This window comes from Sphingobium sp. (genome assembly GCF_036170395.1).
Taxonomy (GTDB): Bacteria; Pseudomonadota; Alphaproteobacteria; order Sphingomonadales; family Sphingomonadaceae; genus Sphingobium.
In genome coordinates this window covers 1-15,848 of the sequence record NZ_JAVHPD010000047.1, presented here as the reverse complement: position 1 = coordinate 15,848, position 15,848 = coordinate 1, and the positions used below count along the sequence as shown (strand labels likewise).

General features: G+C 67.9%; 20 protein-coding genes and 2 pseudogenes. 17 read left to right on the top strand and 5 right to left on the bottom strand.

Translation table 11 applies throughout. The features are described from left to right. Position 1: 1 nt before the first annotated feature. The 13 genes and pseudogenes from V2B31_RS12340 (at position 2) to V2B31_RS12285 (ending at position 7,943) form a co-directional block, all read left to right on the top strand. Entirely contained in the window at positions 2 to 148 is a 147-nt protein-coding gene (locus tag V2B31_RS12340) for a hypothetical protein (RefSeq protein WP_328278913.1), read from the top strand. Further along, entirely contained in the window at positions 145 to 414 is a 270-nt protein-coding gene (locus V2B31_RS12335; RefSeq protein ID WP_328278911.1) for a LexA family protein, read from the top strand. The genes V2B31_RS12340 and V2B31_RS12335 overlap by 4 nt, the downstream gene beginning before the upstream one ends. Continuing rightward, the gene (locus V2B31_RS12330) at positions 414 to 962 is read left to right on the top strand and encodes a hypothetical protein (RefSeq protein ID WP_328278909.1); all 549 of its coding nucleotides are present in this window, start codon (positions 414 to 416) and stop codon (positions 960 to 962) included. The genes V2B31_RS12335 and V2B31_RS12330 overlap by 1 nt, the downstream gene beginning before the upstream one ends. Beyond that, positions 962 to 1,378, top strand: coding sequence for a hypothetical protein (locus V2B31_RS12325; protein ID WP_328278907.1), 417 nt, complete (start codon positions 962 to 964; stop codon positions 1,376 to 1,378). Before V2B31_RS12330 ends, V2B31_RS12325 begins: the two co-directional genes overlap by 1 nt. After that, positions 1,371 to 1,832: a hypothetical protein gene (locus tag V2B31_RS12320; protein ID WP_328278905.1), complete on the top strand. Its 462-nt coding sequence runs from the start codon at positions 1,371 to 1,373 to the stop codon at positions 1,830 to 1,832. Before V2B31_RS12325 ends, V2B31_RS12320 begins: the two co-directional genes overlap by 8 nt. Continuing rightward, positions 1,829 to 3,796 (top strand): transposase domain-containing protein, encoded by a 1,968-nt coding sequence (locus V2B31_RS12315; RefSeq protein WP_328278903.1) that lies wholly within the window; start codon positions 1,829 to 1,831, stop codon positions 3,794 to 3,796. Before V2B31_RS12320 ends, V2B31_RS12315 begins: the two co-directional genes overlap by 4 nt. A gap of 70 nt (positions 3,797 to 3,866) precedes the next feature. After that, positions 3,867 to 4,850: an AAA family ATPase gene (locus tag V2B31_RS12310; protein WP_328278901.1), complete on the top strand. Its 984-nt coding sequence runs from the start codon at positions 3,867 to 3,869 to the stop codon at positions 4,848 to 4,850. Next, positions 4,847 to 5,170 (top strand): helix-turn-helix domain-containing protein, encoded by a 324-nt coding sequence (locus V2B31_RS12305; RefSeq protein ID WP_328278899.1) that lies wholly within the window; start codon positions 4,847 to 4,849, stop codon positions 5,168 to 5,170. Before V2B31_RS12310 ends, V2B31_RS12305 begins: the two co-directional genes overlap by 4 nt. Next, the gene (locus V2B31_RS12300; RefSeq protein ID WP_328278897.1) at positions 5,167 to 5,334 is read left to right on the top strand and encodes a hypothetical protein; all 168 of its coding nucleotides are present in this window, start codon (positions 5,167 to 5,169) and stop codon (positions 5,332 to 5,334) included. Before V2B31_RS12305 ends, V2B31_RS12300 begins: the two co-directional genes overlap by 4 nt. Beyond that, positions 5,331 to 5,708 carry a helix-turn-helix domain-containing protein gene (locus V2B31_RS12295; protein WP_328278895.1) on the top strand — a complete coding sequence of 126 codons (378 nt, stop codon included), beginning with the start codon at positions 5,331 to 5,333 and terminating at the stop codon, positions 5,706 to 5,708. Before V2B31_RS12300 ends, V2B31_RS12295 begins: the two co-directional genes overlap by 4 nt. 4 nt (positions 5,709 to 5,712) lie before the next feature. Further along, complete coding sequence (locus V2B31_RS12290; RefSeq protein WP_328278893.1) at positions 5,713 to 7,020, top strand: regulatory protein GemA; 1,308 nt, start codon at positions 5,713 to 5,715, stop codon at positions 7,018 to 7,020. A 4-nt stretch (positions 7,021 to 7,024) separates the two neighbouring features. Beyond that, a pseudogene (locus V2B31_RS20060) lies at positions 7,025 to 7,486 on the top strand (DNA cytosine methyltransferase); the annotation flags it as partial. Positions 7,487 to 7,499: 13 nt separating this feature from the next. Then, a complete protein-coding gene (locus tag V2B31_RS12285) occupies positions 7,500 to 7,943 on the top strand; it encodes a hypothetical protein (protein ID WP_328278891.1) in 444 nt (147 codons plus the stop codon). Positions 7,944 to 8,101: 158 nt separating this feature from the next. On the opposite strand, the gene V2B31_RS12280 is transcribed toward V2B31_RS12285, so the two are convergent. Further along, positions 8,102 to 8,473 carry a hypothetical protein gene (locus tag V2B31_RS12280; protein ID WP_328278889.1) on the bottom strand — a complete coding sequence of 124 codons (372 nt, stop codon included), beginning with the start codon at positions 8,471 to 8,473 and terminating at the stop codon, positions 8,102 to 8,104. Next, entirely contained in the window at positions 8,470 to 9,129 is a 660-nt protein-coding gene (locus tag V2B31_RS12275) for an EI24 domain-containing protein (protein ID WP_328278887.1), read from the bottom strand. Before V2B31_RS12275 ends, V2B31_RS12280 begins: the two co-directional genes overlap by 4 nt. Positions 9,130 to 9,237: 108 nt before the next feature. On the opposite strand from V2B31_RS12275, the gene V2B31_RS12270 reads away from it, so the two are divergent. Beyond that, the gene (locus V2B31_RS12270; protein WP_328278885.1) at positions 9,238 to 10,236 is read left to right on the top strand and encodes an adenosine kinase; all 999 of its coding nucleotides are present in this window, start codon (positions 9,238 to 9,240) and stop codon (positions 10,234 to 10,236) included. On the opposite strand, the gene V2B31_RS12265 is transcribed toward V2B31_RS12270, so the two are convergent. From V2B31_RS12265 to tsaD, 3 genes are read right to left on the bottom strand one after another with little or no spacing between them, the layout of a single operon-like run. After that, on the bottom strand, positions 10,233 to 11,753 hold the full coding sequence (locus tag V2B31_RS12265) for a lipopolysaccharide biosynthesis protein (RefSeq protein ID WP_328278883.1): 1,521 nt from the start codon (positions 11,751 to 11,753) through the stop codon (positions 10,233 to 10,235). The two genes, V2B31_RS12270 and V2B31_RS12265, sit on opposite strands and share 4 nt — an antisense overlap. Before the next feature lie 45 nt (positions 11,754 to 11,798). Beyond that, positions 11,799 to 12,770, bottom strand: a complete 972-nt coding sequence (locus V2B31_RS12260) for an NAD(P)H-dependent glycerol-3-phosphate dehydrogenase (protein WP_328278881.1) — start codon at positions 12,768 to 12,770, stop codon at positions 11,799 to 11,801. After that, positions 12,767 to 13,801, bottom strand: a complete 1,035-nt coding sequence (gene tsaD / locus V2B31_RS12255) for a tRNA (adenosine(37)-N6)-threonylcarbamoyltransferase complex transferase subunit TsaD (protein ID WP_328278879.1) — start codon at positions 13,799 to 13,801, stop codon at positions 12,767 to 12,769. The genes V2B31_RS12260 and tsaD overlap by 4 nt, the downstream gene beginning before the upstream one ends. A gap of 44 nt (positions 13,802 to 13,845) precedes the next feature. Here tsaD and hemC point away from each other — a divergent pair, with 44 nt between their 5' ends. The 3 genes and pseudogenes from hemC to V2B31_RS12240 all read left to right on the top strand — a co-directional run. Beyond that, entirely contained in the window at positions 13,846 to 14,772 is a 927-nt protein-coding gene (gene hemC, locus V2B31_RS12250; protein WP_328278877.1) for a hydroxymethylbilane synthase, read from the top strand. Then, positions 14,769 to 15,440 carry a uroporphyrinogen-III synthase gene (locus V2B31_RS12245; protein ID WP_328278875.1) on the top strand — a complete coding sequence of 224 codons (672 nt, stop codon included), beginning with the start codon at positions 14,769 to 14,771 and terminating at the stop codon, positions 15,438 to 15,440. Before hemC ends, V2B31_RS12245 begins: the two co-directional genes overlap by 4 nt. Positions 15,441 to 15,447: 7 nt before the next feature. Further along, a pseudogene (locus tag V2B31_RS12240) lies at positions 15,448 to 15,848 on the top strand (hypothetical protein); the annotation flags it as partial.

Genomic DNA, 15,848 nt, shown 5'->3' with positions numbered 1-15,848 from the left:
GATGCGTAAGCCGCGCTACATCACCTTCTACGGCTATTTCGGGCCGACCTCCAACGTCAAGGACGCGCCGGTTGTGCTCGACAGCGCCGCCGTCGCGCGGATGCTCGGCAGCGTACCGCCGCGCCCCGACAAGGGAGGCGCGAAGTGACGCAGCATCAGGTCATTTTGCTGGAGTTCGTGCGCGCGCGCATCGAAGCGACCGGGGTCAGCCCCAGCTATGTCGAGATGGGCGACGCGCTGGGCCTCCGGTCGCGTAGCGCTGTGTTCAAGATCGTCAAGGCGCTGATACGCGACGGCCATCTTCGATCCAATCGGGGCCGGTCGCGGGGGCTGTCGCTTCCCGGCGTCAATTTGCGGGCGGTGGCAACGCAGGCCATGATTGTGGAGCTTGAGCGCCGGGGAGTGCGGCTCTGATGTCTGCGCCCAACCTCAAACCCGCTCCCGAGGCGCTCGACACTGGCGCATGCGATCGCCTGATCGAGTGGATGGACCGGCGCGCCGACGTGGACAGCGCCGAGTTTCGGGCCGGCGATTTCTTGCTCCATTATTGGCCCGACCGGAACCAGCGCGAGATATTGTCCGGCCTGCTGGGCGAGGTGTTCCGCCTGCGCCGCGTCGTCGTCGATCTGGAGGCGGATTTCGCCGCGATCCGGGCGGGCCGCGCTCTGCAAAAGCGCGGCGTCACCGTCGCCGACATCATCCAGGCGGCGGCAATGGCGTTCAAGGTGCTGCCGGCGTCCGTTCGAAGCTGTGACGGCAATTGGCAGGTGGTGGCTGCGCGCCAGGTCGCCGTGTTCGTCGCGAGGTCGGTCTTTCGCTTCACGCTGGAACAGGTCGCGGCGCAGCTGTGGCGTCATGAGATCGCCGATATTCAGCGCATGTTCGACCTGTTCGAGGTCCGGCGCAGCCAGTTCGCCGAGCAGCTCGACCTGACCATGAACGCCCTCCGGGGGCTGCAATAATGGTCGCCTATTCCTTCAAGGCGCAGTTCGCCGGGCCGATCGTGGCGCTGGAAAAGCGGCAAACCGTGCGCGGGAATCGCGCCCGTCACGCGCGACCGGGTGAGCCGATCCAGCTCTATACCGCCATGCGGACCAAGCATTGCCGCAAGCTGCTCGACTGCGACCCAATCTGCCGCGACGTGCGGCCTATCCAGATCGTCGTCGATCGAGGGTGGCCGCTGCTCATCAAGTCGATCGAGATCGAGGGCGTCTCCTTGGGCCTCTTCGATATGGATGCGTTCGCTTACCAGGATGGCTTCCGGGCCGAAAAGGACGGCGAGAGCGCCCTCCTAGCGATGGGGGCCTTCTGGCTGCGTGAGCATGGCGAGGGCGGATTCGACGGCGTCGTCATCCGGTGGGAGCCGACCCTTGGCTAAGGCGCGCATCCCGCATCCCGATCAGCTCCCGTTCGATTGGAGCGTGCCGATGCGCCCCACTCTGCCAGCGGCGCTGGCGGGGGTCGATGCGCGCACCGCGCGCACGGTCGCGGAAATTCTGAAGAAGGATGATCGCGACCGCAGCGTCATAGCGGCCGAAATGAGCGTCCTGCTCAATTACAAGATCGGCAAGGGGATGCTTGACGCCTACGCCGCCCCCTCGCGTGAGGAGCATAATATCAGCTTCGGGCGCATGAAGGCGCTGGTGGCTGTCACGCACCGCGCCGATCTGCTCGACCGCGAGCTGCGCGACATCGGCGTCTCGGTGCTCGATGGCGACGAAATCTACGCCGCCCAGGCCAGCCACATCCGCAGCGAAATTTCCCAGCTCAGCCAGCAGCTCAAAATCATCGAGCGGCTCCACCCAACGATAACGAGGAATCGCCGCAAATGATCGCATTGGGGGGCAGCAAAATCTGGTTCACGGCTGCGGAAATCGCCGGTTTCGCGCTGCCGGGCCTGCCGAGGACGAAACGCAAGGTGAACGAGCGGGCCGACATCGAGAATTGGGCGCTGCGCGTCGATGAGAATGGCGTCGCCCTGGCGCGCCCTCGCAAGGGGCGCGGCGGCGGCCTGGAATATCACCTGTCGCTTCTGCCCGATGCGGCCAAGGGCGAGCTGGTCAAGCGCGGCGTCGCCTGGGTGCCCGCCAATGACGAGGAGGCGGTAACGATCGCGGCGCAGGCGCATGGCTGGGCATGGTTCGACCTGCAAACGGACAAGGTGAAGGCCGAGGCGCTGCGCCGCGCCGCGATCATCGACATGGTGGAGCGCCTTGTCGCGACCGGCATGAACAAGACGGCGGCAGTCAGCGCCGCCGCCCAGTCGGTCAAGGACAGCGCCGGCACGATCTACAATTACCTCGCCGCCGTAAAAGGCGTGGCGCGGGCCGACAGGCTTCCTGCGCTCGCCCCGCGCCGGAAGGGCGGCGGCAAAGAGGCCGAGGTCGACCAAGGCGCGTGGGACCAGTTGCTGGGCGAATATCTGCGTCCCGAAGCGCCGACCTTTTCGAGCTGCTACTGGCGGACGCTTCATCTTTACGCAATGCCGCGCGGCATCAGCCTGCCGTCGGAAAAGACGCTCTATCGCAAGCTGGAGCGCGAACTCGACCCGCGATTCGTCATCGCCCGGCGCAAGGGCAAGGATGTCATCAAGGACATGGTGCCGGCGCAGAAGCGCAGCGTCGCGCATCTGCACGCCATGCACAGCGTCAATGTCGACGGGCACAAGTTCGATGTGTTCGTGCGATTCCCCGACGGGCGGATCGAGCGGCCGATCCTGGTGGGCATCCAGGACCTTTACAGCCGCATGATGCTGGCATGGCGACTGGGCGACACCGAAAGCGCGCTGCTGACCCGGCTGGCCTTCGCTGACCTGTTCAAGCGCCACGGCATTCCCGGCCACTGCTACATGGACAATGGCCGCGCCTTCGCCTCGAAGTGGATCAGCGGCGGCATATCAAACCGCTTCCGCTTTCGCGTCCGCGAGGAAGAACCGCTCGGTCTGCTGCCCGCACTCGGCGTCACGGTCCACTGGACGCTGCCCTATTCGGGCCAGTCGAAACCGATCGAGCGCGCCTGGCGCGATGTCGCCGACATGATCGCGAAGGACCCGCGCTGCGCGGGAGCCTGGTCGGGCAACCATGTCGATAACAAGCCGGAAAATTATCGCGAGACGGCGGTGCCGCTCGACCATTTCCTGACCATCGTCGAACAGGGCATGCGTATCCACAATGAGCGCACGGGCCGCCGCACCGAGACGACGAACGGGGGCAGCTTCGCGCAGACCTTCGCCGACAGCTACGCCCGGTCGCCGATCGGACGGGCGACCGAGGAGCATCTGCGCCTGGCGCTGCTGACCGGCGAGCAGATCAAGGCAGACCGCAAGAACGGGTCGGTCATGCTGACATCGGGCGACCGCTACTGGACGCCGGAACTGAGCCTGCACGCGGGCCAGATGTTGACGGTGCGCTTCGATCCCGACGATCTCAGCCGGCCGGTCCATGCCTATGACAATGGCGGTCGCTTCATCTGCAGCGCCGAACGCTGGGACGCCTCGCGCTTCGACGACATGGCGGCGGCCAAGCGCCACGCGAAGCTGCGCGGCGACATGCGGAAGGCGATCAAGCGCGTCGGCGAGATCGAGCGCGTCATCGGGGCCGAGGAAGTCGCGGCGCGGATGCGGGTGGAGACGGTCGAAACACCGATGCCGCAACCCGCCGTGCTGCGGCCGACCCGCCATCGCGGCCAGTCGGCCGCCGCGCTCAAGCCTGTTTCAGAAGGCGCTGAGGCGCCTCTCACCGATGATTTCATGGGCCAGTTCGGGACCGCCCTGGGGCGGTTGCGCCTGGTCGATTGAGTGGCCGTGGCGGTCGCGTTGGTAGCCCGCCGCCACGGTCCAAACGCCGCGAAGCGAAAGGATGATTAGCATGAACAACGTGAACGACATAGAGGAGACGGACGACTTCATCGCCGACCAGCGCGCCTGGCTGCTTGAGCATAAGGCCGTTACCGGCCTCGCCTGGTCGCAGCTCACTCAGCCGATTGGGCGCAAGAGCAGCACGCTCTCGCTGTTCGGCGGCGGCAAATATAATGGCGGCCCGTATGCGGGCGGCAATGGCGAGATCGCCAAGCTGATCTATCGTTATCGCCAGACGCTCAACCGCCAGAGCGAGCTGTCGCTGGAAGCGCCGGACATCCCGAGCTTCTTCGAGACGCGGACCGCGCTCGACATCATGAACCTGCTGAGCTGGGCGCAGACGCGCGGGCGCATCTGCGTGTGGGCCGGCGGCGCGGGCACCGGCAAGACAGAGGCGGCGAAGGAATATGCCGCGCGCGCCAGCAATGTCTGGCACGTCGAATTCGACAAGTCGGTCAACTCCATCTCGGCGCTGTGCATCGCGGTCCTGATGGCGATGCGCGACTTCACCCCGCCGATCGGCGCGCAGAAGCTGTCCGCCTATGTCGCGAACAAGCTGCGCGACAGCCAGGGCCTGCTGATCCTGGACGAAGCCCAGCATCTCGACATCGAGCAGATCGAGGTGGTGCGCAGCTGGTATGACCGCACGGGCGTCGGGATCGCGCTACTCGGCAACGAAAGCGTCATTTCCCGCATGAACGGCGGGGTGCGAAAGGCCGAGTTCGCCCAGCTGTCGAGCCGCGTGGGCCTCAGCGACTATCGCGCCCAGCCGCTGCGCGACGATGTCGAAGCGTTCGCCGCCGCGTGGAACGTCCAGTCAGAGGATATCCTCAAGTTCCTGCACAGGATCGCGCTTCAGCCCGGCGCGCTGCGCAGCGCCACCTACACGATGGAAATCGCGGTGATGCTGGCGCGGGGCGAGAATAGCGAGCTGATGCTGAAGCACGTCCAGGCCGCGCATATGCAGCGCGCCAAGGGAGCGGTTGCGGCATGATCCCGCTGGCCGAGATCGACGCCCTGAAGGCTGCAATGGGCGTGCGGACGGACGTAGCGCTGGCCGATGTGCTGAAGGTCAACAAAAGCTGCATCCAGAACTGGCGGCGGCGCGGGCGGGTGTCCGACTATGCCCGCCATCGCGCGCAGATGCTGATCGAGCATGGCCAGATCGGCAAGGCCGACAATATGGAAAAGCTGGCGGCCGAGCTGAATGCGCTGAGCCAGCGGCTCGGCAATTTCCTCTATGGTCCCGGCCGGCTCGCCGCCGACCTGGAGGCGCTGGCGGCGCGCGCGCGGGCGATCGGCGGTGCGCAATGAGCGGGCTGATCGACAAGGCGCTGCGCGCGCTGCTGACCGATCCGGTGACCGGCGCGCCCCTGTCCGCAATCGAGCGCGCGTCGCTGGCCTATGGCCTCGCCGTCGCGATCGCCGTCATCATGGCGATGCTCGTCCTGGCGCTAGGGCTGGGAGGCGGACAATGAGCGCGCTCGATCCCGCCACTCGCGCCGCGCTTAACCTGATGGTGGCGCGGCTGGTCATCCCCCCGGTGCCTCAGGGCCAAGCGATCGCCAACGTCGTCGATCTGGTCGGATGGTATATGGGCGTCTCCCCCCGCGACATTTGCGGGCCGGGCCGGTCGCGCGCCTTCTTTCGGCCACGCGCCGCCGTCTGCTGGCTCGCGATCGAGCTGAAGCTCGGCAGCACCACGGTCATCGGCCGGGTGCTTGGCCAGCGCGACCATTCGACCATCGTCGATGCACGCCGCCGCGCCGAGGAATTTCGCGCCACCGATCCTGCCTTCAAGCGGCTGACCGACCGGCTGCGCGACCATTTCCGCGACCTTCAGGAGGATTGATCCGATGAACGCTCTCGCCAAGCCCGCGACCTTCGCGGCCGATCCCCGCCGCCGCAAGCTGATCGCGGTCGCCAAGATCGCCACCAAGCAGCTCGGCATGGATGATGATGATTATCGCGCCGTGCTGATGCGCGCGACCGGGCGCATGTCCGCAAAGGACTGCACCACGGCGGAACTGGAGCGGCTCGCGGCCGAATTTCGCCGGATTGGCTTTTCCGCACAAGCCAAGCCGCGCAAGCCCGGCGCAACGGCCCGCGCCGATCATCCGATGGCGCGCAAGGCGCGGGTGCTGTGGATCTGCCTCGCGCATCTGTGCGCGATCGACATCGATCCCCAGGCGGCGATCCGCGACGACAAGGCGCTGGAACATTTCTCCACGCGCCAGCTCAAATGCCAGCGGCTGCAATGGGCCAAACAGAGCGAGGCCGACAAGCTGATCGAGGCGCTGAAGGCCATGGCGGAGCGCCACGGCTGGGACCAGTCGGTCAAGGGGCTGTCCAAGGCGACCTATGTCCATGCGCTCAAGGTCCGGCTGTGCGACGCGATCCTCGCCAAGCTGAAGCGGGCGGGAATCGCCGCCGATAGCTGGAATTTGGAGGAAGCCGCATTCCGGTTGTGCGGCATCGAGGCGGCGGACCACCACCGGCCTGATCCTCGGGTCCGCGCCCTTCGTGTTCAACGGAACCAGCTGGGATCGCGCGCGGGGCGATACCACCGGCCTCTACGTAGTGGGCAAGGGGACCGGCGCGATCGCCACCGGGCAGGTAAGCGTGGGCACCTCCAGCACGCTCGTTGCGGCGTCGCGGTCGGGCCGGGGCAAGATCATGCTTTCGGTCGGCGCGGCAAATACCTGCGCCTTCGGCAATACGGGCGTCACGACAACAACCGGCTTCCCGCTGCCTGCGACCGTGGGGGCTTCGCTGACCCTCGACACTGGCGCGGCGATCTACGCCGCCTGCTCGGCGACGACGACGGTGAGCTTCATCGAGCAATATTGAACGGATGCCCCGCCGATCAGGCGGGGGGCAAGGGGCGCGCCAACGCCCCTCAACCGCAGGGGATGAGCCTGCATCTCAGCGCTGATCAGGCGCAGTCGATCCCCGCCACCGGGCACCCCGGCGGTTGGGCTTTTGAGGTGCAAAGTGTGAAGGAAGAGTTCAGATGTCCGGGTTGCCGGGCCTTATTGTTCAAAGCCGCCTCGGCCGCTATCGCTGCTGACATCGAAATCAAATGTCGGCGTTGTCGACGATACACGATCATGAGGCCCTTGAGCCCCCAAACGACCGCAATCGGAGCGGCACCAGGGGAATGAAATTGTGGCTTCATGTTCCGAAAATGCCGAAATACGGGGCGTCTCACTTTGCGCAGGCTACGGGGGGCTCGATCTCGGGCTCCACATCGCCGAACCCGGATATAGGACTGTGTGTTATGTCGAGCGGGAAGCCCATGCTGCGGCCACTCTCGTGGCGCGGATGGAAGACACGTCCTTGGCTCCGGCTCCTGTCTGGGACGACCTGCGAACCTTCGACGGCCGACCTTGGTGTGGAAAGGTTCATATCGTCTCTGCCGGCTACCCGTGCCAGCCGTTCAGCACCGCCGGCAATCGCAAAGGAGCAGACGACCCGCGTCACCTCTGGCCTCACGTCGCCCGCATCGCCGGCGAAATGGAGGCCCCTTGGGTGTTCTGCGAAAATGTCGAAGGGCACCTCTCTCTGGGATTGTCCGACGTCGTCAGAGACCTTCAACGCATGGGCTACAGCGTTAAGGCGGGACTGTTCACGGCGCGAGAAGTTGGCGCAAGCCACCGGCGACGCCGCCTCTTCCTCCTGGCCCACGCCGACGGCGTCGGACGCGGGCTATATGCCGGACCTGATCGTGCACAACGGGTCGGTGCAACCGGCAAGTCCTGCCGAGATATCGGAGACGAGCGGCGGGCAAATTTCGCTAGAGAATGCGAGCCGTGCCTGGACCCAGCTGTGGCTGGTTCTCAAGGCGCTCGGGGTTTCGACGTTTTCGACATCCCCTTGTTCGCTCCGGGTCCGGGTGAGCTTCACGCATGGGCGCAAGTCCTCTCTCGCTGGCCTCACCTGCAACCCGCTGTTTTACGAACTGATGATGGGATGGCCGATCGGCTGGACCGGACCAGGGGAGCCGGTAACGGGGTTTGCAGCTTGGCTGCAGCGCTCGCGTGGCGAGCTCTCAAGGATGCTTTCGGACCCGCTTAGAGGCTTCTGAGGGAATGGCGAAGTGCTACAAAACCTCTTGTCCGACACTCAAAAAGCTTTTGTCGCGCTTCAGGCGCGTCGCGAGCGCGTCGCGGAGGCGTCGCAGGGGCTTTGGGCCGAAAATAGCCGACGACAGTGTATACTTCGCCGGTGTGACCTTGGGCGGGCCTATTTCGCCTGCAATGCCGTCGCGCAGGTCGCCGGATCGACATCGACGCCGGTCGGCGTGCGCGCATCGACATGGGTGACGACCGGCTCCTTGCCCTTGGCGGGCGCATAGAGATAGGCGTCGAGCACGCAGCGGCCATTGCCATATTGCAGCTTGCGCACGCCCGTCTCGCGAATGTCGAGCCGGGGCTGGCCGAACATCTGGTTCAACCCCCGCGCGTCCGAGCCGAGGAGCGGCCCCTGCTTCATGAAGGCGCTGGCCGGCGGCCCCGGCGGCGGGGCGACCGAAGCGGCGGGCGGCACGATCGTCCCCGCGCCGCAGGCGGCGAGCGGCAGCGCCAGCAGAGCGCTCAGCCCGATGCGGAGGATCATGCGGAAATCTTTCGCCCGAGCAGCATATGCACCGCCATAGCCGCGCTGAAGATCGGCGCAAGCAGGTTGACCAGCGGCACCAGGAACAGAAGCGCCGGGACGAGGCCCATCAGCCACCGGCTGCGCCGCCCGATCGGCGGGAGGGCGGGATGACGCGGCTCCACCATGTCGGCCATGTCGCGGCCCAGCAGATAGGCGTTCAAGGTCACGAGCAGCGCCGGCGCGCCCACCCCAGTCGGCAGCAGCAGGAGATAGGCGGGCAGCGCCAGCAGGTTCCAGCCGATCGTCCGCCCGAGCGAAGCGAGCGCGAAGCGCAGGCTGCGCCCCCACCCCACCGGCCGGGCGGCGACATGGGGATAGGCGTCGCGCTCCACCGCTTCGATAATGTCGTCGGCGAACAGCCCCATCACCGCCATCGCCGTCGCCCGGAACAGCAGCCATCCCGCCGCGATCACCGCGATCACCGTCGCGGTCGCCTCGGCCAGCCCGCCGCCGCCCCAGCCGAGCCACAGCCGCAGCGCATGGAATCCCGCCCAGAGGCCAGCCGCCAGCGCGGCAAAGAGCAGCAGGGTCAGCGCCAATGTCTTGCCGAGCAGACGCAAGGTCGCGCCATGGAAGAGCGAGGGGATGGCGCGCAGGGCAGCGGTCAGGACCATGGGCCAAGCTATCCCCTCCCCCGCCGCCCGCGTCAATCAGCGGCGTTGCACGGGCGCGCGGCGATGGCTAGACACGGCGCGATTTACGAACAGCCCGAAGGAATTTGCGTGACCGCTGCCCCCACTCTGGACGTCGTCGCCATCGGCAACGCCATCGTCGACGTGCTCGCCCGCAGCGACGACGCTTTCCTCGCCCAACATGCGCTGACCAAGGGCGGGATGCAGCTGATCGACGCCGCCATGGCGGAGACCCTCTATGCCGACATGGGCCAGGCGAAGGAGATCAGCGGCGGATCGGCGGCCAACACGCTGGCGGGGCTGGCGGCGCTGGGGAAAAAATGCGGCTTCATCGGCCAGGTCAATGACGATCAGCTCGGCGCGGTGTTCGCGCATGACGTGCGGGCGCTCGGCATCCGCTTCGACACGCCGGCGCGCCAGGGCGACGTGCCCACCGCCCGCTGCCTCATCCTTGTGACGCCCGACGCGCAGCGGACGATGAACACCTTCCTCGGCGCATCGCAGTTCCTGCCGGCGGAAGCGCTCGACCTCGACATGATCCGGTCGGCGGGCATCCTCTATCTGGAAGGCTATCTCTGGGATCCCGAGCAGCCCCGCGCCGCCATGCGCGCCGCGATCGACGCGGCGAAGAGCGCGGGCCGCAAGGTCGCCTTCACCCTGTCCGACAATTTCGTGATCGACCGGCATCGTGCCGACTTCATCGACCTGATCGACAATGGCCTCATCGACATTCTCTTCTCGAACGAGGGCGAGATCCGGTCGCTGGCGCAGGTCGAGGATTTCGAGGGCGCGCTGGCGCGGTTTTCAGACAAGGTGCCGGTGCTGGTGTCGACCCGCGGCGAACAGGGCGCGGTGGCGATCGTCGATAGGGTGCGGCACGAAGCGCCGGCCGCTGCCGTCAGCCAGATCATCGACACGACCGGCGCGGGCGACCTGTTCGCCGCCGGCTTTTTGGCCGCCCATATCGACGGGCGCAGCGTCGAGGATTGCCTTGCGCTGGGCGCGGCGGCGGCGGCAGAGGTCATTTCCCACTGGGGCGCGCGGCCGGAGGATGATCTCGGCGTGATCCGCGACCGGCTGTTCGCTTAAGCGGGCTTCTGCTTGCGGAACAGGGTGCGGTCCTCCGGCCCGAAGCCCCAGCGCCAGATGACGACGCCGTAAGCGGCGAGGATCGCCCAGACGCCGACCGCGAGTTCGACCCACTCGAAGCGCGGCGGCAGCGCGACGAAGGCCGCGCCGACGAGGCAGGCGACGCCAGCGGCGCTCAGCAGCGGCCAGCGCCAGGCATTGATTGGCGCGCCGAGCAGGCGCGAGAGCAGCCGCGCCTTGACGAAGGCGCTGACCCCCAGCGCCAGGCAGAGCGCGAGCGCGGGCGCGGCGGCGATCCACATGACGGGCAGCTGCATACGCCGGGCTGCAAGGATCAGCGCAAAGCTGAACCCCGCCTGGAGCCCGATCATGACGAGCGAGATCATGAGGTTGCGGTGCCGGGCGATATAGACCAGCGCCGATTCGCTGACGACCGCTGTCGCCGCGATCACTTCGGCCAGCAGCAGAAAGGCGAGCGCGCCGGTGCCGCCGACGAAATGCGGACCGACAAGGCCCATCACCGCTTCGCCGGGTATCCCGAGCGCGAGCGCGATGCCCGCCTGCGCGGCGATGATCCAGAATCCGACCTGGCTCACCTGCCGAGCGATGGCGGCCAGGTTGTTTTCGGCGAGATTGCGGGTGATGACAGGGCCTAAGATAGGGTCGAAGCTGGTCTTGAGCTTCTGCGGCAGCGAGGCGACCTGCTGCGCGACATAATAGATGCCGATCGCGGCGGGACTGACGAAGAGGCCGAGGATCGCCATGTCGAGCCGGCGCGATCCCCACTCCACCCCGTCGGCGGCAGCGAGCGGCAGGTTGCGCCGGGCGAGCAGCCACAAGCGCCGCGCGTCGGGTCGCCAGCCATGGGGAACGCCATAATGGCGGGTCATGGGAATGAGCGAGGCGACCAAAGCGGCGATCATCGACACGGCATAGGACAGGATGAGGCCGTCGCGGGTCGAATAGAAAGCGAAGGCGAACGCGCCGATGCTGATCGCCCACGGCTCGATGATCGAGCGCGCGCGCACGGTCGCGCCAACGTCGAAGCGATAGGCGCAGGCAGCGAGCGCCACGTCCGATCCGGCGACCGCGATGACCGTCAGCGCGAGCAGCCGGTCGAGGCCGTTGATCGCGCTGTTGGGGAACATCGCCTGCGGGAAGGCGACGAGGATCGCCGATCCCAGCAAAGCGGCGGCGAAGGTCACGGCCATCGCGTCGGTGACGACATGGGCATGGGGCCGCTCGGTCTGCGCCAGCGCGCCGGCAAGGCCGCGCTTGAGCCCGAGCGTCGCAATCTGCGCCACGAACTCCACCACCAGCACGGCGTAAGCGAAACGCCCGAGCGCGTCCGCGCCATACCAGCGCCCGGCGATGAAGAGGAAAGGCAGCCGCGCGGCGAGGCGCAACAGGAAGCCGAAGATATTGGTCCGCCCGCCCTTCGCCAGCGCAGCGATGTCGTCGCCGTCATCGGGCAAGATGCGATCGCTCGCCGAAAGGGGGTGGGGGGCCTGGGTCATGGCTGGGCGAGGGTTGTAGGCGGTTTCGGGCGAAGGCGCGACGGCTTATTCGGGCCGCAGCGGACGCGCGAGCAGCGCGTCGATAACGTGGCCAAGCGGCGCGGCGTCGGCGAGCAGCGCGCATACCGCCTCGACAACCGGCATCTCCACACCCGCAGCGCGCGCGGCATCCCGCAGGACGGGCGCTGTATGCGCACCCTCCGCCACGGTGCGGCGGTTGGCGAGCAGGTCGGCGGCGCTTGCCCCCTCGCCCAGCCCCTTGCCGAGCGAGAAGTTGCGCGAATTGGTGGAGGAGCAGGTTAGGACGAGATCGCCGAGGCCCGATAGGCCGCCCAGCGTTTCCGCCCGCGCGCCGCGCGCGAGGCCGAAGCGCGTCATTTCGGCAAAGCCGCGTGAGATGAGCGCAGCGCGGGCGTTGAGGCCGAGCCCCGCTCCCTCCGCGACGCCGCAGGCGATGGCGAGCACATTCTTGACCGCGCCGCCAATCTCCGCGCCGATGACGTCGTCCGAGACATAGGGGCGGAAGGAGGGCCGGGCGATGCGCGCGGCGAGGCGCTGGCCAAGGGCAATATCCTCGCAGGCGAGCGTGATCGCGGTGGGCAGCCCCTTCGCCACTTCATGCGCGAAAGTGGGGCCGGAGAGGACGGCGATGGGCGAGGCGGGCTGCGCCTGCGCCGCGACTTCGGACATGAGGAGGCCGGTGCCGGCCTCGATCCCCTTGGAACAGAGGACCAGCGGCACGCCTTCCGGCGCTTGGGCGACCACGGAGCGCAGATGCTGGGCCGGGCTGACGACCAGCAGCAGGTCGCAGTCGACAAGCTCCGCTATCGCGCCGGTCGCGCGGATCGAGGGGGCGAGCGGGATGCCGGGCAGATAGAGCGGGTTCTCCCGCGCGCCGTTGATCGCATCGACCACGTCGGGTTCGAGCGCCCAGAGCGCGACATCCCGCCCGTCCGCCGCCATGAGTTGCGCCAGAGCCGTGCCCCACGCGCCCGCGCCGATGACTCCCGCCTTCATGCCTTCACCCCCGCTCCCCGCGCCTTTTCCGCCGCCGGGTCGAGCGGCCAGCGTGGCCGTGCCGGCACGGTCAGATCATCAACCAGCCCGGCGGCATAGCGCTCCGCCCCGGCCCAGGCGATCATCGCGGCATTGTCGGTGCAGAGCCATAGCGGCGGCGCGACGAAGGGAACACCATGTTCAGCAGCCAAGGTTTCCAGAGCCGAACGAACGGCCTGATTTGCAGCAACGCCACCTGCGACGACCAAGGCGCTCATATCTTGACACCAGCTCAACTGCTTGTCGGTCCTGTCGACCAGGCAATCGATCACCGCCTGCTGGAAGGAGGCGGCGATATCCTCGGTCGAATATCGCCCGGACTGGACCGCACGCATCACCGCGCTTTTGAGGCCGGCGAAAGAGAAATGCGGCTCCGCCGTGCCGACCAGAGGGCGCGGCAGCGGCACGGTTTTGGAATCGCCCTGCGCTGCCGCCTTCTCGACCCGAGGCCCGCCGGGATAGCCAAGGCCGAGCAGCTTGGCGGTCTTGTCGAACGCCTCGCCCGCCGCATCGTCGATGGTGGTGGCGATCCGCGCATAGTCGCCCGGCCCGCGAACATAGAGAAGCTGGCAGTGGCCGCCCGACACCAGCAGCAGCAGATAGGGGAATTGCAGCGACGGATCGGCGAGGCGCGGGGAAAGGGCGTGGCCCTCCAGATGGTTGACCGCGACCAGCGGCTTGCCCGCCGCATGGGCGAGCGCCTTGCCGGTGACGAGGCCCACCATCACCCCGCCGATCAGACCCGGCCCGGCGGTGGCGGCGATCACGTCCACATCCGCCAGCGTCATCTGCGCGTCGGCCAGCGCCGCCTCCACCAATGGCGTCAGCGCCTCGACATGCGCGCGGGCCGCGATTTCGGGTACGACGCCGCCATAGGGGCGATGCGCTTCCTCCTGCGTGGCGAGGCGATGCGCGAGGATGCGGCCATCGGCCGTCACCAGCGCTGCCGCGGTTTCGTCGCAGCTCGATTCCAGGCCGAGGATGATGGTCATTGCCGCTTCCATCTAATGCCGCCGGTCATTAGAGCAAGCCGCATATGCTGTTCACGACACGACCGTTGCGCCTGGGCACCAGAGGATCGCCGCTGGCGCTGGCGCAGGCGCGCATGGCCGCGACCGCGCTGATCGCGGCGCATGGCTGGCGCGAGGGGGCGGTTGAAATCGTGCCCGTCCAGACCAGCGGCGACCGGATTCAGGACCGGGCGCTGGCCGAAATCGGCGGCAAGACGCTGTGGACCAAGGAGCTGGACCGAGCGCTGGCAGCGGGCGAGATCGACTTTGCCGTGCATAGCATGAAGGATGTCGAGACGATCCGGCCCGATATTTTCAGGGTTGCGGCGATGCTGCCCCGCGCCGATGTGCGCGACCGGCTGGTGGGGGCGGAGAGCTTCGACGCGCTGCCCGCCCATCCGATCGTCGGCACCAGTTCGCCGCGCCGCGCCGCGCAGGTCAAGCGGCTGCGGCCCGATGCGACCATCACTTTGTTTCGCGGCAATGTGGCGACGCGGCTTGCCAAGCTGGCGGCGGGCGAGGTTCATGCGACGTTGCTGGCGGCGGCGGGGCTCGACCGGCTCGGGCAAAACGGGATTGGCGTCGCAATGGCGATCGAGACGACGCTGCCCGCGCCGTCGCAGGGGGCTGTGGGGATCGAGACGCTGGCGGGCAATGACCCGGTGCTGGAGGCGCTCGGCGCGATCAACCATCGCGATACATTCGACGCGGTGATGCTGGAGCGCGCGGTGCTGAAAGGATTGGGCGGCACCTGCCATTCGCCGATCGCCGCTTTGGCGGTGGTCGAGGGGGACGCGCTTCACCTGCGCGCCGAAATCATCAGCCCGGACGGGACCGAGACGGTGCGCGAGGAAGCAAGGCTGGCGCGCGGCGATCTGGCTGGCGGGGCGGCTGTGGGGTGCGCGCTGCTGGAGCGGGCGAGCCCGGCGCTGCGCAGCCTGTTCGAGGGGTGAGCCGCGTTCTGATCCTGCGACCGCAGCCCGGCGCGGACGCCACCGCCGCGCGGGCGATGGCGCTGGGGCTGGACGCGCGGCTGGCGCCCTTGTTCGCGCCGGAGCCGATCGCCTGGACGCCGCCAGACCGCCATGATTTCGACGCGCTGCTGCTGACCAGCGCGCATGCGGCGCGGCTCGCGGGGCCGGGGCTGGCGCGCTATCGGGCGTTGCCGGCCTATGCGGTGGGCACGGCGACTGCGCGGGCATTGGAGCAGGTGGGCTTTGCCGATGTCGTCGCCGGATCGGGGGACGGCAGCGCGATTGCCGCGCGGATCGCGGGGGATGGGCATCGGCGGCTGCTGCATCTGGCCGGCACCACGGTCGCGCCGATGGACAGCAGCGGGCTTATCGTGACCCGCATTGCCGTTTACAGCATGACCGCGACGCCGCCCGATCCGCGCCTGCTGTCCGAAGCGGTCGATGGCGCGGTGCTGCTGGTCCATTCGCCGCGCGCGGGCGAGCGGCTGGCGGCGCAGATCGGCGAGGCGCGGCGCGCGATGCTGCATCTGGTGGCGATCAGCGAGGCGGCCTTGGCGGCCTGCGGCGACGGCTGGGCGAGCGCGCAGGCGGCCGGACGGCCCGACGACGATGAGATGCTGGCCCTTGCCGCGCGATTATGCGAATGACGGGGCAATGACAGGCGAAAGGGTCCGCATGAGCGAGGTGGGTGAGGCTGGCAGCATCGGTGTGACGCCTCCCGCGCCCGCGCCGCGTCGGCGCAGCCTGCTGCCCATGCTGATCCTGCTGCTGATCGCCTTTGCCGTGGGCGTGGGCGTCACCGTCTGGGCCTGGCCGCAGATCCAGCAGCGTTTCGGCGGCGCGAAGCCGCAGGCCGCCGTTTCGACGCCAATGGTGGGCACGGTCGCGGCGACGGGCGTGGCCCCTCGCCCGCTCACTGCCGACGCCGCGCAGATGCTCGACACGCGCGTCGTGCAGCTGGAGGAACGGCTCAACCGCATCACCGTGGAGGCGCAGGCCGCGTCGGGCAATGCCGCGCGCGCCGAAGGGCTGCTGGTCGCCTTCGCCGCGCGCCG